Source organism: Streptomyces sp. NPDC003691, assembly GCF_053981115.1.
This window is the reverse complement of record NZ_JBSFNQ010000067.1, coordinates 1-17707: the sequence shown is the minus strand read 5'-3', so window position 1 is coordinate 17707 and position 17707 is coordinate 1. Positions and strand designations below refer to the sequence as shown.

Annotated in this window: 15 protein-coding genes and 1 CRISPR repeat array; of the genes, 6 read left to right on the top strand and 9 right to left on the bottom strand. The window is 69.1% G+C overall.

The window, feature by feature from the left end; genetic code table 11:
- Positions 1–115 precede the first annotated feature (115 nt).
- On the bottom strand, positions 116–436 hold the full coding sequence (locus tag ACWDR0_RS25975) for a Rieske (2Fe-2S) protein (protein WP_146481348.1): 321 nt from the start codon (positions 434–436) through the stop codon (positions 116–118).
- A gap of 356 nt (positions 437–792) precedes the next feature.
- On the opposite strand from ACWDR0_RS25975, the gene ACWDR0_RS25970 reads away from it, so the two are divergent.
- Positions 793–1791: a helix-turn-helix transcriptional regulator gene (locus tag ACWDR0_RS25970; RefSeq protein WP_456354179.1), complete on the top strand. Its 999-nt coding sequence runs from the start codon at positions 793–795 to the stop codon at positions 1789–1791.
- Positions 1792–2038: 247 nt separating this feature from the next.
- On the opposite strand, the gene ACWDR0_RS25965 is transcribed toward ACWDR0_RS25970, so the two are convergent.
- The 4 genes from ACWDR0_RS25965 to dnaK are packed head-to-tail and all read right to left on the bottom strand — an operon-like array spanning position 2039 to position 6281.
- A complete protein-coding gene (locus tag ACWDR0_RS25965; protein ID WP_456354199.1) occupies positions 2039–2485 on the bottom strand; it encodes a heat shock protein transcriptional repressor HspR in 447 nt (148 codons plus the stop codon).
- A 5-nt stretch (positions 2486–2490) separates the two neighbouring features.
- Positions 2491–3678 carry a molecular chaperone DnaJ gene (gene dnaJ / locus ACWDR0_RS25960; RefSeq protein WP_456354178.1) on the bottom strand — a complete coding sequence of 396 codons (1188 nt, stop codon included), beginning with the start codon at positions 3676–3678 and terminating at the stop codon, positions 2491–2493.
- 60 nt (positions 3679–3738) lie between these two features.
- The gene (gene grpE / locus ACWDR0_RS25955) at positions 3739–4428 is read right to left on the bottom strand and encodes a nucleotide exchange factor GrpE (protein WP_456354177.1); all 690 of its coding nucleotides are present in this window, start codon (positions 4426–4428) and stop codon (positions 3739–3741) included.
- Positions 4425–6281, bottom strand: coding sequence for a molecular chaperone DnaK (gene dnaK / locus ACWDR0_RS25950; protein ID WP_456354176.1), 1857 nt, complete (start codon positions 6279–6281; stop codon positions 4425–4427). The genes grpE and dnaK overlap by 4 nt, the downstream gene beginning before the upstream one ends.
- A 300-nt stretch (positions 6282–6581) precedes the next feature.
- Between dnaK and ACWDR0_RS25945 the strand changes: the two genes are divergently transcribed.
- The 4 genes from ACWDR0_RS25945 to ACWDR0_RS25930 all read left to right on the top strand — a co-directional run bounded on the left by ACWDR0_RS25945 (position 6582) and on the right by ACWDR0_RS25930 (position 12404).
- The gene (locus ACWDR0_RS25945; protein ID WP_456354175.1) at positions 6582–7187 is read left to right on the top strand and encodes a sugar transferase; all 606 of its coding nucleotides are present in this window, start codon (positions 6582–6584) and stop codon (positions 7185–7187) included.
- Between the two features lie 144 nt (positions 7188–7331).
- Positions 7332–9602, top strand: coding sequence for a heterodisulfide reductase-related iron-sulfur binding cluster (locus ACWDR0_RS25940; RefSeq protein WP_456354174.1), 2271 nt, complete (start codon positions 7332–7334; stop codon positions 9600–9602).
- 250 nt (positions 9603–9852) lie between these two features.
- On the top strand, positions 9853–10788 hold the full coding sequence (locus tag ACWDR0_RS25935) for a Yip1 family protein (RefSeq protein WP_456354173.1): 936 nt from the start codon (positions 9853–9855) through the stop codon (positions 10786–10788).
- Positions 10789–10967: 179 nt separating this feature from the next.
- Complete coding sequence (locus tag ACWDR0_RS25930; protein ID WP_456354172.1) at positions 10968–12404, top strand: recombinase family protein; 1437 nt, start codon at positions 10968–10970, stop codon at positions 12402–12404.
- 163 nt (positions 12405–12567) lie between these two features.
- Here the strand turns inward: ACWDR0_RS25930 and ACWDR0_RS25925 are convergent, their stop codons facing one another.
- The 4 genes from ACWDR0_RS25925 to ACWDR0_RS25910 all read right to left on the bottom strand — a co-directional run bounded on the left by ACWDR0_RS25925 (position 12568) and on the right by ACWDR0_RS25910 (position 16049).
- Complete coding sequence (locus tag ACWDR0_RS25925; RefSeq protein WP_456354198.1) at positions 12568–13854, bottom strand: replication initiator; 1287 nt, start codon at positions 13852–13854, stop codon at positions 12568–12570.
- A gap of 364 nt (positions 13855–14218) precedes the next feature.
- A complete protein-coding gene (locus ACWDR0_RS25920; RefSeq protein ID WP_456354171.1) occupies positions 14219–14413 on the bottom strand; it encodes a hypothetical protein in 195 nt (64 codons plus the stop codon).
- On the bottom strand, positions 14410–15714 hold the full coding sequence (locus tag ACWDR0_RS25915; protein ID WP_456354170.1) for an FtsK/SpoIIIE domain-containing protein: 1305 nt from the start codon (positions 15712–15714) through the stop codon (positions 14410–14412). Before ACWDR0_RS25915 ends, ACWDR0_RS25920 begins: the two co-directional genes overlap by 4 nt.
- Positions 15711–16049: an SCO3933 family regulatory protein gene (locus ACWDR0_RS25910; protein ID WP_456354169.1), complete on the bottom strand. Its 339-nt coding sequence runs from the start codon at positions 16047–16049 to the stop codon at positions 15711–15713. Before ACWDR0_RS25910 ends, ACWDR0_RS25915 begins: the two co-directional genes overlap by 4 nt.
- Before the next feature lie 169 nt (positions 16050–16218).
- Between ACWDR0_RS25910 and ACWDR0_RS25905 the strand changes: the two genes are divergently transcribed.
- A complete protein-coding gene (locus ACWDR0_RS25905) occupies positions 16219–16995 on the top strand; it encodes a GntR family transcriptional regulator (protein ID WP_456354168.1) in 777 nt (258 codons plus the stop codon).
- Between the two features lie 347 nt (positions 16996–17342).
- A CRISPR array of direct repeats spans positions 17343–17614; the repeat unit is 28 nt; unit sequence GTCGGCCCCGCGCCTGCGGGGATGGTCC.
- Between the last annotated feature and the right edge of the window lie 93 nt (positions 17615–17707).

Genomic DNA, 17707 nt, shown 5'->3' with positions numbered 1-17707 from the left:
CCCACGCCCCGGCACCCGTACGCAGACGCACAGCGGCGCCATCGCGTTTCAGGTCCGCGATGGCGCCGCTGTGTGGGGGATGTGCCGGAGCGATCTGGAACGACGGGGGAATCGCTCAGGCACTTCGGGGGGTGGCTCGGGTGGTGTCCGGATCGGCCAGCCGGTGGTCGCGCTGGTCGAGGTTCACAAAAATCATTCCGTATCGGATGGCGCAACGGACGGGCTGCGGCGCACCCCTCGGACGGCGGAGGCACCGGTAGGCCCGGACGTCCTCGTCCTCCTCGCGGGCCACGACGATCGGCTCGCCGAACAGGGTGACCATCAGCGAGTCGCCGCGGTGGGGAATGGCCGTGACGAGGTCGATGAAATGCCACCCGGAGCGGTAGGCCGTGGCCATTTCGCGCCGGAAGGACCGGTCATCCGGTGGCACGGTCATGCGTCCGCACCTTCGGAAGCGGGTGCGGTGGTGAGTTCCCAGGAAGGCTCGCCGTCACCGGCAGTGGCCGCCGCGAACGGTCCACCGACCTCCCACGAGGGCTCACCCTGGTCCGCCGCCGCGACGGCTGCGGGGACGCGTTCCCAAGAGGGTTCGCCGGCAAAGCCGACCGCGCCCAGCGCGGCGCCCGCCAAGGCAAGAGCACAAAGCGCACGTAGCGTCCTAGACATGGGTGATCTCCACCTCATTTGATCATTCCTCCTCCCCCGCGCATAAGACGATGTCTCACTCCGAACGCTTGCACCAGCGACGGCAGGCATCATGTTCCTGTAATGCAGGAACATGAGGGGGTACATATGACGTCTCATGGGGGCGAACTCGGACACCCTCACTCAGACGGCAAGTTGTGCGAGGCGGGAAAGAGTCTTTACATCACCGCGCTGCGGACCGGGCGGCTGTCGCGGCTGGAGGCGGAGACCGCGCCCTGCCTGTTCGACCTCGCACTGCTCGATCCGGATCCGTATGACGCCCAGTGGCTCCGGCCGGTTGCGCCCACCACGGCACTGGCCCAACTGATTCACCCCATCGAGAGGGAGATCCAGGACCGCCGCCGGCGGGCCCTCGCCCTCACCGATGCCCTCGAACCGTTCATGTCGATCAGCGCCCAGGGTTCGCCGGTCCCCGACGGGATCACGGTCCTGGAGGGCCTCAACCGCATCAACGCCAGCCTGGACCAGGTCACCGCCGACTGCACGGAGGAGCTTCTCACAGTCCAGCCGGGCAGCGGACGCCAGCCGCACTCCCTGGAGAAGGCGCTGCACCGGGTGCAGCCCCTGATCGAACGCGGGGTCCGGATGCGCACCCTCTATCAGCACACCGCCCGCCACCATCCGGCCACGCTCTCCTATATGGAGAAGGTCGGCCCGTCCGGAGTGGAGGTCCGCACCCTCGAAGAGATCATCGACCGGCTGATCATCGTGGACCGCAAGGTGGCCTTCATCCCCGCCAGCAGCGACCGGCTGTTCGCCCTGGAGCTGCGGCACAAGGGGATCGTGGACTATCTGGTCGGCGTCTTCGAGCAGTTCTGGCTGCACGGACTGCCGTGGGACGAGCCGATCTCGTACGGCCCCGACCTCAACGGGGTGACCGGCGTCCAGCGGTCCATCGCCAAACTGCTCGTGGAAGGCCATGTCGACGAGGCGATCGCCCGCCGGCTGGGCATGAACGTCCGTACCTGCCGGGCCCATATCGCCAAGCTGGGCTCGTCGCTGGGCAGCGGCAGCCGTACCCAACTGGGCTATCTGATCGCCCAGTCGGGGATTCTGGAGCACGACGGCCCGACCACGCCGGGCTGACGGACGCCCGCCCGCGCCGATTCGCTGAAGCAACGGTACGCGGGCGGGTGGCCGGTGCCGCGGGTACCGGTTCCGGTACCCGCCGCCCGGTCCCGGTACGTTCCTCCCGGCCCGGGAGGCCCGGCGGCCGTCGCAGACCGGGTAACCCGCCCCCGCGCCACGCGCACGGCCCCGGCCGCCCCCGGAAGCCGAAGCGACCGGGGGCGGCCGGGGCCGTCGGCGCCGGACGCCGGCTGCCCGCCGGCGGCTACTCGCCGCCGCGCTTGGGCCGCCAGACCACCAGCGCGCTCGCCTGCTGCACATCCTGGTACGGCACCAGGTCGCGCCGGTACGAGGCATGGACCTGCGATTCGCGCTGCCGCATCGCCGCCGCGGCGCCCTCGACGGCGGCCGACAGCTCGGCCACCCGGGACTGGAGCGCCGCGACCTGGTTCTCCAGCTCGATGATGCGTTTGATGCCGGCCAGGTTGATGCCCTCGTCCTGGGACAACTGCTGCACCGTACGGAGCAGTTCGATGTCCCGGGCGGAGTAGCGCCGCCCCCGGCCCGCCGTACGGTCGGGGGAGACCAGGCCCAGCCGGTCGTACTGCCGCAGCGTCTGCGGGTGCAGCCCGGAGAGCTGGGCGGCCACCGAGATCACGTACACCGGTGACTCGTCGGTCAGTTCGTAGGGGTTGCGGCGCCGTCCGTCCATCGTCCTCATGCTCCCTTCGCGGCCTCGAACAGCTCGGCCCTCGGGTCCTCGTCCGCGGTGGCCTCGCGGTAGGCCTCCAGTGCTTCCTTCGCCTTGCCGCTCAGATCCTTGGGAACCGCGACCTCCACGGTGACCAGGAGATCGCCGCGGGTGCCGTCCTTGCGGACCGCACCCTTGCCGCGGGCCCGCATGGTGCGCCCGTTGGGCGTGCCCGCGGGCAGCTTCAGGGTCACCGGCGGACCGCCGAGCACGGGCACCCTGATCTCGCCGCCCAGCACGGCCTCCGCGTAGGTCACGGGAACGGTGACGGTCAGATTGTCGCCACGGCGGCCGAACACGGGGTGCTCGCCGACATGGACGACGACATAGAGGTCACCGGCCGGGCCGCCGCGCTCGCCCGGGGCGCCCTTGCCCCGAAGCCGGATCCGCTGGCTGTCGGAGACGCCCGGCGGGATCCGCACCTGCATGGTCCTCGAGGAACGGGCCCGTCCGCTGCCCTTGCAGACGTCGCACGGGTCCTGGGCGATCAGCCCGCGGCCCTTGCAGTCCACACAGGGGTCGGTCAGGGAGAAGGAGCCGCTGCCGCCGCGGGAGACCTGCCCGGTGCCGACGCAGGTCGGGCAGACCCGGGGGTTGCCGTTCTTGTCGCCGGTGCCGGAACAGGGCTTGCAGGGGGCGGAGCTGGACATCCGCAGCGGGACCGTGGCCCCGTCGACCGCCTCGGTGAAGCTGAGCGTCACCTCGGACTCGATGTCCTGGCCGCGCCGCGGCTGGACCCGGGTCCCGGCGCCCGTACCGCGGTTGAACAGCCCGCCGAACACATCGCCCAGGCCGCCGCCGAAACCACCGGCCCCGCCGGGCTGGCCGCCGCCCCCGCCCTGGGCGCCTCCGAAGAGGTCGCCCAGGTCGAAGTTGAAGCTGCCGCCGCCGGGGCCGCCGGGCCGGAAGCCACCGTTGCCGAAGAGGGCGCGCGCCTCGTCGTACTCCTTGCGCCGCTTGGGGTCGCCGAGGATGTCGTTCGCCTCGGAGATCTCCTTGAAGCGCTCCTCCGCCTTGGCGTCGCCCTTGTTGGCGTCCGGATGGAACTCGCGGGCGAGCTTCCGGTACGCCTTTTTGATCTCGGCTTCGGTGGCGTCCTTGGGGACGCCGAGGACCTTGTAGTAGTCCTTCTCGACGAAGTCCTTCGTGTTCATCGACGTCCCTCCTCCCGGGCGGTGTCGCGCACGCTCCGTACGCGTACGCCTCCGTCTGCGTCAGCCCTCGTCCGGGCCACCGCTCTCCTCGCCGTCAGCCTCTCCGGCCTCGCCGCCCTTGGCGTCCTTCGTCTCCTTGGACTCCTTGGCCGCCGGTGCCGGACCGGCACCGGGCTGCGGCTCGGCCACGGCCACCCGCGCGGGGCGGATGGTCCGCTCGCCGATCCGATACCCCGGCTGGAGCACCGCGACGCACGTGGTCTCCGTGACGTCCGGCGCATAGCTGTGCATCAGCGCCTCGTGGATCGTCGGGTCGAAGGGCTCGCCCTCCTTGCCGAACTGCTGGAGGCCCATCTTCGCCGCGGCCGTCTCCAGGGATTCGGCGACGGACTTGAAGCCGCCCACCAGCTCCCCGTGGTCACGGGCCCGCCCGATGTCGTCGAGCACCGGCAGCAGCTCGGTCAGCAGGGTCGCCGTGGCGATCTCCTTGACCGTGACGCGGTCGCGCTCCACCCGGCGGCGGTAGTTCTGGTACTCGGCCTGGAGCCGCTGGAGGTCGGCGGTGCGCTCGGCGAGTGCCGACCGTGCCTGGTCCAGTTCGGCCGTCAGACCGGCGTTCTTGGCAGCGTCCCCTGCCGGGGCCGCCCCGCCCTCCTGCTCGGAGGGCGCGGCGGTCTCGGCGGCGTCGTCGGAGGTGGCGCCGGAAGGGACGTCGGGCTTCTCGTCGAAGCCCGGGGTCTCCTCCGTCACGCGGCACCACCCTTGGGCTTCTCGTCGTCCACGATCTCGGCGTCGACGACGTCGTCGTCGGCCTTGGCCTGGCCGGCGTCGCCCTGCGGGGCGTCGCCGCCCGCGGCGGACTGCTGGGCCTGGGCGTCGGCGTACATCGCCTGGCCGAGCTTCTGCGAGACGGCGCCGAGCTTCTCGGTGGCGGTGCGGATCTCGGCCGGGTCCTCGCCCTTGAGCTTGTCCTTCAGCTCGGTGATGGCGGTCTCGACCTCGGTCTTCACCTCGCCGGGGACCTTGTCCTCGTTGTCCTTGAGGAACTTCTCGGTCTGGTAGACGAGCTGCTCGCCCTGGTTGCGGGTCTCGGCGGACTCGCGGCGGCGGTGGTCCTCGTCCGCGTACTGCTCGGCCTCCTGGCGCATCCGGTCGACCTCGTCCTTCGGCAGCGAGGAGCCGCCGGTGACGGTCATCTTCTGCTCCTTGCCCGTGCCCAGGTCCTTCGCGGTCACGTGCATGATGCCGTTGGCGTCGATGTCGAAGGAGACCTCGATCTGCGGGACGTTGCGCGGCGCCGGCGGCAGGCCGGTCAGCTCGAACATGCCGAGCTTCTTGTTGTACGCCGCGATCTCGCGCTCGCCCTGGTAGACCTGGATCTGGACGGACGGCTGGTTGTCCTCGGCCGTCGTGAAGATCTCGGAGCGGCGGGTCGGGATCGTGGTGTTGCGCTCGATCAGCTTGGTCATGATGCCGCCCTTGGTCTCGATACCGAGGGACAGCGGGGTGACGTCGAGCAGCAGGACGTCCTTGACCTCGCCCTTCAGGACACCGGCCTGGAGGGAGGCGCCGATGGCGACGACCTCGTCGGGGTTCACACCCTTGTTGGCCTCCTTGCCGCCGGTCAGCTCCTTGACGAGCTCGGCGACGGCGGGCATGCGGGTGGAGCCGCCGACCAGGACCACGTGGTCGATCTCGGAGAGGGCGATGCCCGCGTCCTTGATGACGTTGTGGAACGGGGTCTTGCAGCGGTCCAGCAGGTCGGAGGTGAGCTGCTGGAACTGGGCGCGGGTGAGCTTCTCGTCCAGGTGCAGCGGGCCCTCGGCGGAGGCCGTGATGTAGGGCAGGTTGATCGACGTCTCGGTGGAGGACGACAGTTCGATCTTGGCCTTCTCGGCGGCCTCGCGCAGCCGCTGGAGCGCCATCTTGTCCTTGGCCAGGTCCACGCCGTGGCCGTTCTGGAACTGCTTGACCAGGTAGTCGACGACGCGCTGGTCCCAGTCGTCGCCACCGAGGTGGTTGTCGCCGTTGGTGGCCTTCACCTCGACGACGCCGTCACCGATCTCCAGCAGGGACACGTCGAAGGTGCCGCCGCCGAGGTCGAAGACGAGGATCGTCTGGTCGTCCTTGTCCAGGCCGTAGGCGAGGGCCGCGGCGGTGGGCTCGTTGACGATGCGCAGGACGTTGAGGCCCGCGATCTCACCGGCCTCCTTGGTGGCCTGACGCTCGGAGTCGTTGAAGTACGCCGGGACGGTGATGACCGCGTCGGCCACCTTCTCGCCCAGGTACGCCTCGGCGTCGCGCTTCAGCTTCTGCAGGATGAAGGCGCTCATCTGCTGCGGGTTGAAGTTCTTGCCGTCGATCTCGATCTTCCAGTCAGTGCCCATGTGGCGCTTGACCGATCGGATCGTCCGGTCGACGTTGGTGACCGCCTGGCGCTTGGCGACCTCGCCGACCAGCACCTCACCGTTCTTCGCAAAGGCGACGACGGACGGCGTGGTCCGGGCTCCCTCGGCGTTGGTGATGACGGTGGGCTCGCCGCCCTCCAGAACGCTGACGACGGAGTTAGTCGTGCCCAGGTCGATGCCGACCGCACGTGCCATGTCAATTCCTCCAGAGACTTCTTGAGTGGAACTGACTCAAGGATGCCCCACCACTCTCCTGGAGTCAACAGACCTGAGTCGCCCCCACTCAACTTTTATCCCTGGCTTATCCGCAGCCCGGGGGCCCGGAGCGGCCGCACCCCCGCCGGGCCGGGCGTCCGTCAACCGGCCGCGCGTGGCGGCCACCCCTCCGGGAACCACATCTGCCACAGTCATCCCCCACAGACAGCACCAAACACCTACACACCACCATCAACTCCGGAAAACTTCCCTTGCTGCACCCTCCGGCGGGAGAAGAGCGTGTCCCCTTCCAAAAGAGCCGTCGACCTGCTGGGCGCCGGGCTTCTGCTGCTGCTCCTCGCCCCGGTCCTGCCGGTGCTCCTGGCCGCCGTCGCCGTCTCGGCGCGCGGGTCCGTACTCACATCGAGGCGGTGTACGGGCGCGGGCGGGCGGCCGTTCCCGATGCTGCTGCTCCGGGCCGCGCCCGGCACCCGTACCGGCAGGCTGCTCCACCGCCACTACCTGGACCATCTGCCGCAGCTGGTGAACGTACTGCGGGGGGAGATGTCCCTGGTGGGCCCGCGCCCGCTGCCGGTGGACCGGATCCCGGCCGGCGGCCCGTCACGTACCTCCGTACGCCCCGGAATCACCGGCCTCTGGCAGACCGGCGGCCGGTCCGGGCTGCCATGGGAGGAGATGGCCGTCCAGGACCTGCACTACGTCAGGGAGCACTGGCTGGGGATGGACCTGGCGATCCTGGCCCGCACCTTTCCGGTGGTACGGCGCGGACGCCCGGCCCGTACGACGGCCCCGGCGCGCGTACCGCGCCCCCAGGAAGTTTCTTTCGGATCGGGCAAGCCCCGGCAGGATCCGAAAGAGACGACCCAGGGGCTGAGGCAAGCCTGAGCGACACAGATCACCGGCCGCGCGGCTACAGTGCGGCCCGATAAGTGGGTAGTCTCGGCCCGAAGCGATTAAGTTACCGCTTAGTAATTTGATGGGCCCCGGTTCCCGGCGGTCCACCCCCCTCGCAGGCCCGAGGAGCCCGGAATGCAGCTCGCCGCGATCGTCGTGTCGCTGGTCCTGACCGTGGTCGCCGTCGCGCTCATCTCCCGAGCCGTCGCGCAGATCTACCGCTTTGTGAAACTCGGCCAGCCCGTCCCGGCCGGCAGCCGAACCAACGACCCCAAGCAGCGCACGATCACCCTGGCCAGGGAGTTCCTGGGGCACACCCGGATGAACCGCTGGGGCATCGTGGGCTTCGCCCACTGGTTCGTCGCGATCGGCTTCCTCACCCTGCCGCCGACCCTGGTCCAGGCGTACGGCCAGCTGTTCCGGGCCGACTGGATGCTGCCGGTCATCGGCTCCTGGGCGCCGTTCGAGATGTACACCGAGTTCATCGGCCTGATGACGGTGGCCGGCATTCTCGTCCTGATGGCGATCCGGCTGCTGAACCTGCCCTCCCGGGCGGGCCGCAAATCGCGCTTCGCCGGCTCCAAGGCCTGGCAGGCGTATTTCGTCGAGTACGTCATCCTGACCATCGGTCTCGCCATCCTGGTGCTGCGCGGCCTCGAAGGCGCCATCCACCACGTCGACGGCTACGAGGCCGGGTACTTCGTCTCGTACCCCCTGGTCGCCGCCTTCGACGGGCTGAGCACCGGCACCCTCCAGAACCTCATCTACCTCACCGCCGCGGTGAAGATCGGCACCTCGCTGATCTGGATGATCACGGTCTCGCTCAACACCAATATGGGCGTCGCCTGGCACCGCTTCCTCGGCTTCCCGAACATCTGGTTCAAGCGGAACGCCGACGGCGCCACCGCGCTCGGCGCGCTCCAGCCGATGACCAGCGGCGGCAAGGAGATCGACTTCGAGGACCCGGGCGACGACGACGTCTACGGCGTCTCGCAGGTCGAGCAGTTCTCCTGGAAGGGCATCCTCGACTTCTCCACCTGCACCGAGTGCGGCCGCTGCCAGTCCCAGTGCCCCGCCTGGAACACCGGCAAGCCGCTCTCCCCCAAGCTGCTGATCATGTCCCTGCGGGACCACGCCCATGCCAAGGCGCCCTATCTGCTGGCCGGTGGCGGCAAGACGATGGAGGGCGAGGAGAAGGCGAGCGCCGAGGCCCTCGCGAACGTCCCCGCCGCCGCGCTGGCCGAGGCCGAGCGGCCGCTGATCGGGACGCTGGAGGAGAACGGCGTCATCGACCCGGACGTGCTCTGGTCCTGCACCACCTGCGGCGCCTGCGTCGAGCAGTGCCCGGTCGACATCGAGCACATCGACCACATCGTCGACATGCGCCGCTACCAGGTGATGATCGAGTCCGCGTTCCCGTCCGAGGCGGGCACGATGCTCAAGAACCTGGAGAAGAAGGGCAACCCCTGGGGCCTGGCGAAGAAGGCCCGGGTCGAGTGGACCAAGGAGGTCGACTTCGAGGTCCCGATCGTCGGCCAGGACATCGAGGACCTCTCCGAGGTCGACTACCTCTACTGGGTGGGCTGCGCGGGCGCCCTGGAGGACCGGGCCAAGAAGACCACCAGGGCCTTCGCCGAGCTGCTGCATATCGCGGGCGTGAAGTTCGCGATCATGGGCGGCGACGAGAAGTGCACCGGCGACTCGCCCCGCCGCCTCGGCAACGAGCCGCTGTTCCAGCAGCTCGGCCAGGAGAACGTGGCCATGCTGAACATGGCCTTCGGCGAGGACGAGGACGACCCGGAGACGAAGAAGCCCAAGTCGGCCAAGAAGATCGTCTCCACCTGCCCGCACTGCTTCAACACCATCGCCAACGAGTACCCGCAGCTCGGCGGCGAGTACGAGGTCATCCACCACACCCAGCTCCTCCAGCACCTCATCGACGAGGGCCGGCTGATCCCCGTGACCCCGGTGGAGGGCCTGATCACCTATCACGACCCCTGCTACCTGGGCCGCCACAACAAGGTCTACACGCCGCCGCGCGAGATCATGTCGGCCGTCCCCGGGCTGCGCCAGCAGGAGATGCACCGCCACAAGGAGCGCGGCTTCTGCTGCGGCGCGGGCGGCGCGCGGATGTGGATGGAGGAGCGGATCGGCAAGCGGATCAACGAGGAGCGGGTCGACGAGGCGCTCTCCCTCAACCCGGACATCGTCTCCACCGCCTGCCCGTTCTGCCTGGTCATGCTGACCGATTCGGTCAACGGCAAGAAGAACAGCGGAACGGCGAAGGAGTCCCTCCAGGTCGTGGACGTGGCCCAGCTCCTCCTCGACTCGGTGAAGACGCCACCGTCGGACCCGGAGCCCCGGGACGAGCCGGAGGACGCACCGGAGCCGGAGCCGGCCCGCTAAGGACCCGTACGGCCCCGGAGGGGGTGCCGCCGGAAGGAGCGTGTCCTTCCGCGGCACCCCCTCCTCTCCCATCCCCCTCCTCCCTCTCTCATCCCCCTCCGCCCTCTCCCTCGTCCCGTCCTCCTGCTATCCCGGCCCCTCCTCCTGCTCTCCCGGCTCCCCCTAGGGGATGTCACAGCTCAGCCGCAAAGCCCCCCGCCCGCGCCCCCGGTGGACCCGTGATCTGCCGGAACGGGGTACTTTCGAAAGCGTGGCTGGATTCAGGATCGGACGCGGCCGGGACAACCGCAGGCAGCAGCGACCCCCGCAGGGGCCGCCCCAGGGAGCGCCGTACGGGCAGCAGCAGAGCTGGCCCCAGGCGGGCGGCGGCCGTCCGCAGGCCCCCGGGGAGCCCGAGTACTACGGGGACCCGTACCAGCAGCAGGGCGGCCGGCCGCAGGGCCCGCCGCAGTACCAGCAGCCCCACCACCCCCCGCAGTACCAGCAGCATCCCCCTCAGCACCCGCAGCAGCATCCGCCGTACGAGCCGCCGTACGACCCCTACGCGGCCAACAACCCGGGTCACACCCAGGCCTTCACGGTCGACGACCCGTACGGCCAGGGCGCGACCTACCAGGCGGGCAGCACGACCGCGCCTCCGGCGGGCCCCCGGCTGCCCTGGAAGCAGCTCCTGAGCGGCATCGTCACCCGCCCGGCGCAGACCTTCCTCCAGATGCGGGACTACCCGGTCTGGGGTCCGGCGCTCGTGGTCACGCTGATCTACGGCGCGCTGGCGATCTTCGGCCTCGACGAGCCGCGCGAGGAGATCATCAACGCCACGCTCTCCTCGGCGATCCCCGCCGTACTGATGACGGCCGTCGCCTTCGTCATCGGCGGACTGATCCTCGGCGCCGTCACCAACACCCTGGCCCGCCAGTTCGGCGGCAGCGGGGCCTGGCAGCCGACCGTCGGCCTCGCCATGCTGATCACGGCGGTCACGGACGCGCCGCGCCTGTTCTTCGCCCTCTTCCTGGGCGGCCAGAACTCCCTGGTCCAGCTGCTGGGCTGGCTGACCTGGCTGGCCGCGGCGGCCCTCTTCACCTCGATGGTCAGCAAGTCCCACGACCTGCCCTGGCCGAAGGCGCTGGGCGCCTCCGCCATCCAGCTGCTGGCGCTGCTCTCGCTGATCAAGCTGGGCACGATCTGAGAAAGGCCCGGGCCGACGGGCCCGGGCCTCTCCTCTGCGTTCCGCAGGTCAGGAGTCGAGAACCTGGCCCTCGCGGCGTACCACCGGCGCTTCGACGGACCAGGCTGACTGGACCGAATGACGGTAGTAGTCTCTTCCGGCATCGTCGCGGCACGTCGCAGGCGGGGGAGGCCCTGACAGTGGCACGCAAGGTGGGTATCTATGCCCGCATCTCACGGGATGACGAAGGCGAATCGCTGGGTGTCGCCCGGCAGCGCGAGGACTGCGAGCGCCTCGCGGATCTCCGCTCGTGGCACGCGGTGAAGGTGTACGAGGACAACGACGTCTCCGCCTACAAGCGCAACGTCGTGCGCAAAGAGTTCGAGCTGATGCTCAAGGACCTCCGGGCAGGGCTCATCGACGGAGTCGTGGCGTACGACCTCGACCGCCTTGCCCGCCAGCCACGCGATCTTGAGCGCCTGATCGAGATCTTCGACGACCGGCCACGGCTGGAGTTCGCCACGGTCACCAACGACGTGAACCTGGGAACACCCGACGGCCGGACCATGGCTCGGGTCATGGTCGCGTTCGCCAACAAGTCGTCCGCGGATGCGTCCCGTCGCATCGCACGCAAGCATCTGGAACTGGCCCAGGAAGGTAAGAGCAGCGGTGGCCCGGCACCCTACGGCTGGCGGAAGGACGATCCCCGCAAGGTCGACCCCGAGGCCATGGCAGTCATTCGGGCGGCACAGAGGGATGTGCTGTCGGGAGTCCGCATCGGCACTATTCGCACACGATGGCAGAGGGAAGGCCACGGAAACCCTCGTGAGGGCACCAAGCGCATGGCGCACCATCACGTGGAGCACATCCTGACCAACCCTCGTTTGGCAGGGTTCCGGACGTACCACGGGGAGATCCTCTACAAGGAGGACGGCCAGCCGGTCAGGGGCGAGTGGGAGACGATCAACACCGTCGAGGAGTTGGAAGCGGTGTGCGAGGAGATCGCCGAGCGCAAGCAGAAGTACCCGGGCAGGGCGCTTGCTCGCGTCTACCTTCTCTCCGGCATCGCCCGGTGTGGGCTGTGCAAAACCAAGATCCGAGGCCAGGTCAACCGTAGGTGGACGCCGGGTTCCAAAGGTTCGAGGTACAGCTACCAGTGCTCGGTCTCGAACGGTGGATGCGGCAAGGTAGGCAGGATCGGTGAACCCGTTGACCAGTTGATCGTGCGGCTGGTTCTCAAGGAACAGCGCGAGAAGGCCGCCGCTTCAGAGGGGCCGGTCGACCAGCGGTGGCCGAAGGAGCGAGAGCTTGCGGAGGTGATCGCCGAGATCGGCCAGCTCGTGAGCGCGGAGAAGGCAAAGCAGATCTCGGTTTCCACGCTCTTGCAGTTGCTCCCCAGCAAGGAACGGCTCCGGGAAGAACTGAAGCTGGAGCGCGCCCGCTTCCACAAGGAGCAGAAGCAGTGGGAGGCGAAGGGACGCACGAGCAACCTGACTGAGGAGGAGTTCTTCGACCTCCCCATCGAACGCAGGCAGGAGATCATCCTCCACAGCCTGTCAGCGGTGATCATCAACCCTGCCGGGAGGGGCCGCAGGGTCTTCGATCCAGACCTGATCGACCCTGTCTGGCGGGAGTAGCCCTGACCAGGTGGTAACACAGATGCCCCCGGGATTCCGGGGGCATCTTCATGTGGACCTGCGGTGCAGCAACCGCACACGCTCTGCCCACCCTTTGCTTCGCACCGGGGCCCGGGACAGATGCTTTCTGAGCCACTCATCACCACTGATGATCTTCTTGGGTTCAGCCAAGAGCTCGCCTGCCGATGTCTGCCTCGCGGCTCAAGGCACGGCTGAAGCTCAGGTCTTCTGCGATTCCGGCCGCGATGAGGGTGGCACCGGGAGTATGCCCGGAATCGACGTAACGCCAGTCCCGTTCAGTGGCCGTATCACCGGTGACCGTGTGGCCCCAACGGGCAGCTCGGTCAGTGCGTAGTGCGGTGTAGGTGGTGGAGTAGGCGCGGGATTTGGTGAGGATGTGGCCTCGGTAGCCGAGGGTGTGTGTCCAGTGGCGGAGGCGGAGGGGTTGGTATTCGGGGAGGGTGCCGAGTCGCCAGCAGGTGTGCATGAGGGTGCGGGCGTGTTCGGTGGTGGGGGTGGTGTTGATGTCGGCGCGTTGGCGGATGGGGTGGTCGGCGCCTGCTCCGGTGTCGTGGGCGCCTTTGGTGACGTACTTGGCGATGTAGGCGGCTACCGCGTCGCCGCTGGTGCCGTCGTCGGTGTCGGTGATGGGGCGTGTGTCGAGTTGGGTTCCCCAGCGCAGGGTCAGTTCCCCGATGGCGGGGCTGTAGGGGGTGCGGACGCTGACGCGGCGGGCGGCTGTTGCTACAGCAGTCGTGAGTGCGTCGGTGGTTCCCCATGCGGGTGGAGGGTCGGCGGGGCCGTTGGGTCCGTCGAGGCGTACGACTGCGTGGAGGTGGATCGCGGCCCGGCGTTGGTATTCGGCGATCTTGGCGAAGGAGAGCCGGGCATGATCATGGAATCCGGCTTGGGTGGAGCCGGCCTTTCCGGCAAGGTGGCGCCGGACGGCGCGGGTGAATCGGTCCCAGAGCTGGCCCGTGTGGGCGTGCCAGAGGACGTGGGCGGGGTAGTCGTAGCAGTCGGTGCAGAGGGGTTGTCCGGCGCGTGGGTCGGTCGCCGGGTGTCGGGTGGTGCAGCCGAGGGGGCTGCCGTGTTCGCAGACGTCCGGGGTGCGGCGGGGACGGCACGGCCGGTCGTCAGTGGCTCGGTGGACGGGGCCGAAGGAGGGAGCGGTGAGAGTGAGGAAGAGACGGGGCCGCTCTTGCACGGTGGCGGGGACGGTTTTGCCGCCGGTGAGGCCCGCGCGGACGAGGTGGTAGGTGTCGCCTGCGTGGAGGCGGGAGCAGGGGGCGCAGACGGTGGCGCGGCGGTTTCCGCAGCGGATGAGGAGTCGTTCGCCGGGTTCGTTGCGGGTGGTGTAGTGGCGGAGTATCTCGCCGGTTGCGGTGTCACGGGTGGTGGTGGTTCCGGCGAGGTGGACCGGGTGGGTGCAGCCGCCGGTAGCAGTGATCTGTTCGAGCCAGCGGGGGAACTTTGGATCTTGGGCGAGGCGGATGGCGTCGCGGTCTGCTTCGGGGAGGCGGCGCAGGCGCGCGGTGCGGTCGAGTTCGGCGCGCCTGCCCGCCGGGGTGTGCTGGTTGGGGGTGGTGATGGTGGGGCCCTTTCGGGGTGGGCCGCAGTAGCGGCGGGGAGGTTAGCGGGGGCGTGATCGTTCATGGCTGCTCCTGTGGTTGGTGGACGGTCGGGGGGTTAGCGGATGGTTCCGGTGCCCCGGCAGCAGCGGCAGCGCCGCAGGCGGCCGGTCGGGGTTCGGCGGTGGCGTTCGCCCTTGCAGTGGGGGCAGCACACGGGGCGCATCGGCATGCGGGCTCCTGTCAGGTGCTGGTGAAGGCCGAGGCGACCCAGGTGACGAGGGAGTCGACCGTGAAGATCACCGGTGTCTGTCCGAGGTAGATCCCGAAGAGAGCGATGGTGATGGCTTCCCAGACCTTCACGTCGCGGGAGCGGACGAGGAGGACGGTCACGATGCCGAAGATCAGCGCGAAGGGGATTGCAGCGTCCTCGCTCATGCGTCGCCTTCTTCCCCGGGCGTGTTCAAGGCCCGGTCGAGGGTGGGCAGGTGGGGGGTGAGAGCGGCGTGTTTGGCCGCTGTGGCTGCTGCTTCCCCAGAAGTGAGTCGGTGGGAGCGGGCACGTTCCCATCCGCCGTCGGGGCCGATGCAGATCGCTACGCCCGGTTCTTCCGGGGTGATCGACTGTGCGGCTTCTACGGCTCCCTTGTCGAAGTCCCCGAGGGTCATCTCCGCTGTGCCGGGGTCATGGACGCGGTGGCAGGCGCGGCCGCCGAGTTGTGCGCGTAGTGCGGTGACTCCGGGGCCGAGGTCGGAGCCGACGCGCTGTCCGGCGACCACCAGGTGCATGCCGAGCGCTGCCCCGAGTTGCACCAGGCGCAGGAGCATGGTGGAGCACTGCTCCGCCTCTGCCCGGCTCGCGCGGGTTCCGTCGGAGAGGTACAGCTCCGCCACCTCGTCGACGATGATCACCACAGGGACGGGGCGGAGCTTGGGAGGCAGTTCCCAGATGGAGCGGGCGTCGTGCCCGCGGCAGAGCCGCATGCGCTGTTGCAGTTCGATCAGGAGCGCGCCGAGGACGGCGACCGCTTCCCGGCGGGAGGTGGCCAGCGCGCTGAGCCGGGGAGTGAAGGGGCCCAGTTCCATGCCGCCCTTGCAGTCGATCCCGACCAGCGCCACGTCCTGCGGGGCCAATTCGTTAATCAACCGGGCCAGGAGAGTGGACTTGCCCGACCGGGTGGCACCCGTGATCAGCCAGTGCGGTACCTCCAGCAGGTCCAGAACCCAGGCCCGGCCGGACTCTCGGACCCCGATCAGTGCCGACAGCAGTGCGCCGGGGGCAACGGCCAGTCCGGGGCGAGCCAGTGGATCCGTGCCCAGTGCGGTGAGCAGGACCAGGCCCCGTTCCGGGGAGGTGACCCGGACAGCGTGGACCCTCCAGGTGTGGGTGAAGGCTTCCACCGCGGCCCGGTAGGCGGCCGGGGTCTGCCCCGGGCAGAGCCGGACGTTAACCGTCAGTCCGAAGCGCGTGGCCCGGGGGAAGGAGATCCGGGGGACGACGGGCCGCAGGGCTTCTCCCTTGACCACCAGGTCCCCGAGGTGGGCGCGTGCGGGACGCCGGCTGACGGTGAGCCCGTTGTGGACCGCCACCCGGCGCCAGGTCGACAGCACCCGCAACACGGCGAGCGGGTAGCCAGCGATGTACCAGTGCCCGACGGGGCAGCGTCGGCGTAACAGCTCGCCGCCGCCCAGTACCCACGCCAGAGCGGCGACGCCGAGGATCAGGAGCGCGGCACTCACGCGGCACCTCCGGCCTTGCCGTGTACGACCGGGGTGATGGCGTCGGCGCGGAAGCTGATGCCGTGCCGGTCACCCATCGCCCAGGCGAACGCGACCAGCCCGGTCACCCGGACCTCCGCGCCCTCGACGACGCCCTTCTGTTCGCCCGGGACCGCGATTTCGATCACCGAGATGCGGCGCGCTTCCTGCCGGACCAATACCGCGACGGTCCACACCGGGTTGCCGTCCCGGTCCTTCTTGACCTCCTTCGTTTCCGCGTTGCTGTACTTCAGCTCCGGCGCGATGGCGCACCGCAGGATGCCCAGCCGGGCCGTGTCCACAGGGATGGACTGCATGTGTGGCGGTCTCCTTGACCTCAGGGACGCCAGACCATCTGACGTCACTCGTGCTTACGAGTGACGACTATGCATGTCTTGACTCAGGGAGGCAACAACTTATGCTGACGAGTGACGTAAGCAACTGGGGTGACCCCAGCCCGCAGACCGAGAGGGAAGGCCGAGCGACATGGCAGGCATCGAGCGCCCCGGGCCCCTGTATCAGCAGGTGGCCGACGCGATCCGGCACGGCATCGCCAGCGGCGACTACCCGCCCGGAAGCCCCCTCCCTTCCGAAGCACAGCTCATCGAGCGCTACGAAGTCAGCCGCCCCACCGTCCGCAACGCCATCTCCGCACTCCGGACAGAGGGACTCATCGAAGTCCGGCACGGCAAGGGCAGCTTCGTGAAGGGTGCCCCCACGCCGCATCTGACGATCGAGCGCACCGTCAGCCGGACCGGGGCCGACTACACCAACGGTGGGCCCGCATGGCAGGAAGCCCACGAAGCCACCCGCTACCGGACCCGGACCACAGCCGAAACCGGACCACTCCTCGGACTGGCAGAAGGAGAAGAACTCTTCGGCGCCGACCGCACACTGACCGATCCCGCAACAGCCGTCCGTGCGCTGCACACGCTGCTGATCCCCTTCGCCACCGCCGACCAGGCCCCCGCACTCGCCAAGAACCCCGGCATGCCGGTCGAAGAGATCTATACCGTTCTGGCCCAGGCCGGACACAAGCTCACCTGGTCGGAGACCGTCCGAGCCCGCATGCCCCAGAGCGACGAACGAACCGCCCTCGAACTCCCCGACGCAACACCAGTCCTGCACACACTCCTCGTCACACACGGCACCAAGAACGCCCCTCTGCTCCTGGAAGAACTGCGCACCAGCGGCAGCCACGCCCAGCTCGCCTACCGCATCACCGCCGACACCAAGCGCCCCCTCCAGGCCGTCAGCAGCTGACCCGAGCGGGCATCGGTCGAAACCTTCTTCACTTAACTTCAAGGGCGCGCCTGCGGCGCGCCGGGCGATCTGCCGCCCCACCACCACTCCGCCCCCTTGCCACTCAAGCCCCCGCACGCCCCACCATGACGTGCTGGACGGGAACGGGCGCCGTCAGGAACGATGGCGACACGACACGATCTCCCGGACCTAGGGGTTGCCGAGTGCCTCGCATCTGCCTCCCGGCCATGATGATCATGACGCTGCTGCCCGATTCCCGTCACGCTGGCTCGGCCAGGAGCCGTGACCGCGCGTTCCAACTAAACGAAACCGACGTCAACCGCTGAAAGAACCCCAGGTCAACAAGTGTCGGCCCCGCGCCTGCGGGGATGGTCCTGTTCGCCAACGGCCAGCGACGGGCGATCGTCGGTCGGCCCCGCGCCTGCGGGGATGGTCCGCACGGCTCCGCCCGCCGGTTCGGGGTAATCACGTCGGCCCCGCGCCTGCGGGGATGGTCCCTCCCGGACCCTGCGCAGCGAACTCGACGAACTGTCGGCCCCGCGCCTGCGGGGATGGTCCGCGGCGCCGGATCGAGCAGCTGGCGCGCGGGGTGTCGGCCCCGCGCCTGCGGGGATGGTCCTAGGAGTTGTCTTCAAATGTCACGCCCACATCAGGAGCGATGCCAGGGTGAGGGCTGCTTGGTAGGACTCGGCGGTCTTCTCGTAGCGGGTGG

Coding starts and splice junctions, on each gene's coding strand:
- ACWDR0_RS25975 (WP_146481348.1), bottom strand. CDS start 436: ATGACCGTGCCACCGGATGACCGGTCCTTCCGGCGCGAAATGGCCACG.
- ACWDR0_RS25970 (WP_456354179.1), top strand. CDS start 793: ATGACGTCTCATGGGGGCGAACTCGGACACCCTCACTCAGACGGCAAG.
- ACWDR0_RS25965 (WP_456354199.1), bottom strand. CDS start 2,485: ATGGACGGACGGCGCCGCAACCCCTACGAACTGACCGACGAGTCACCG.
- dnaJ (WP_456354178.1), bottom strand. CDS start 3,678: ATGAACACGAAGGACTTCGTCGAGAAGGACTACTACAAGGTCCTCGGC.
- dnaK (WP_456354176.1), bottom strand. CDS start 6,281: ATGGCACGTGCGGTCGGCATCGACCTGGGCACGACTAACTCCGTCGTC.
- ACWDR0_RS25940 (WP_456354174.1), top strand. CDS start 7,332: ATGCAGCTCGCCGCGATCGTCGTGTCGCTGGTCCTGACCGTGGTCGCC.
- ACWDR0_RS25920 (WP_456354171.1), bottom strand. CDS start 14,413: ATGAGCGAGGACGCTGCAATCCCCTTCGCGCTGATCTTCGGCATCGTG.
- ACWDR0_RS25910 (WP_456354169.1), bottom strand. CDS start 16,049: ATGCAGTCCATCCCTGTGGACACGGCCCGGCTGGGCATCCTGCGGTGC.
- ACWDR0_RS25905 (WP_456354168.1), top strand. CDS start 16,219: ATGGCAGGCATCGAGCGCCCCGGGCCCCTGTATCAGCAGGTGGCCGAC.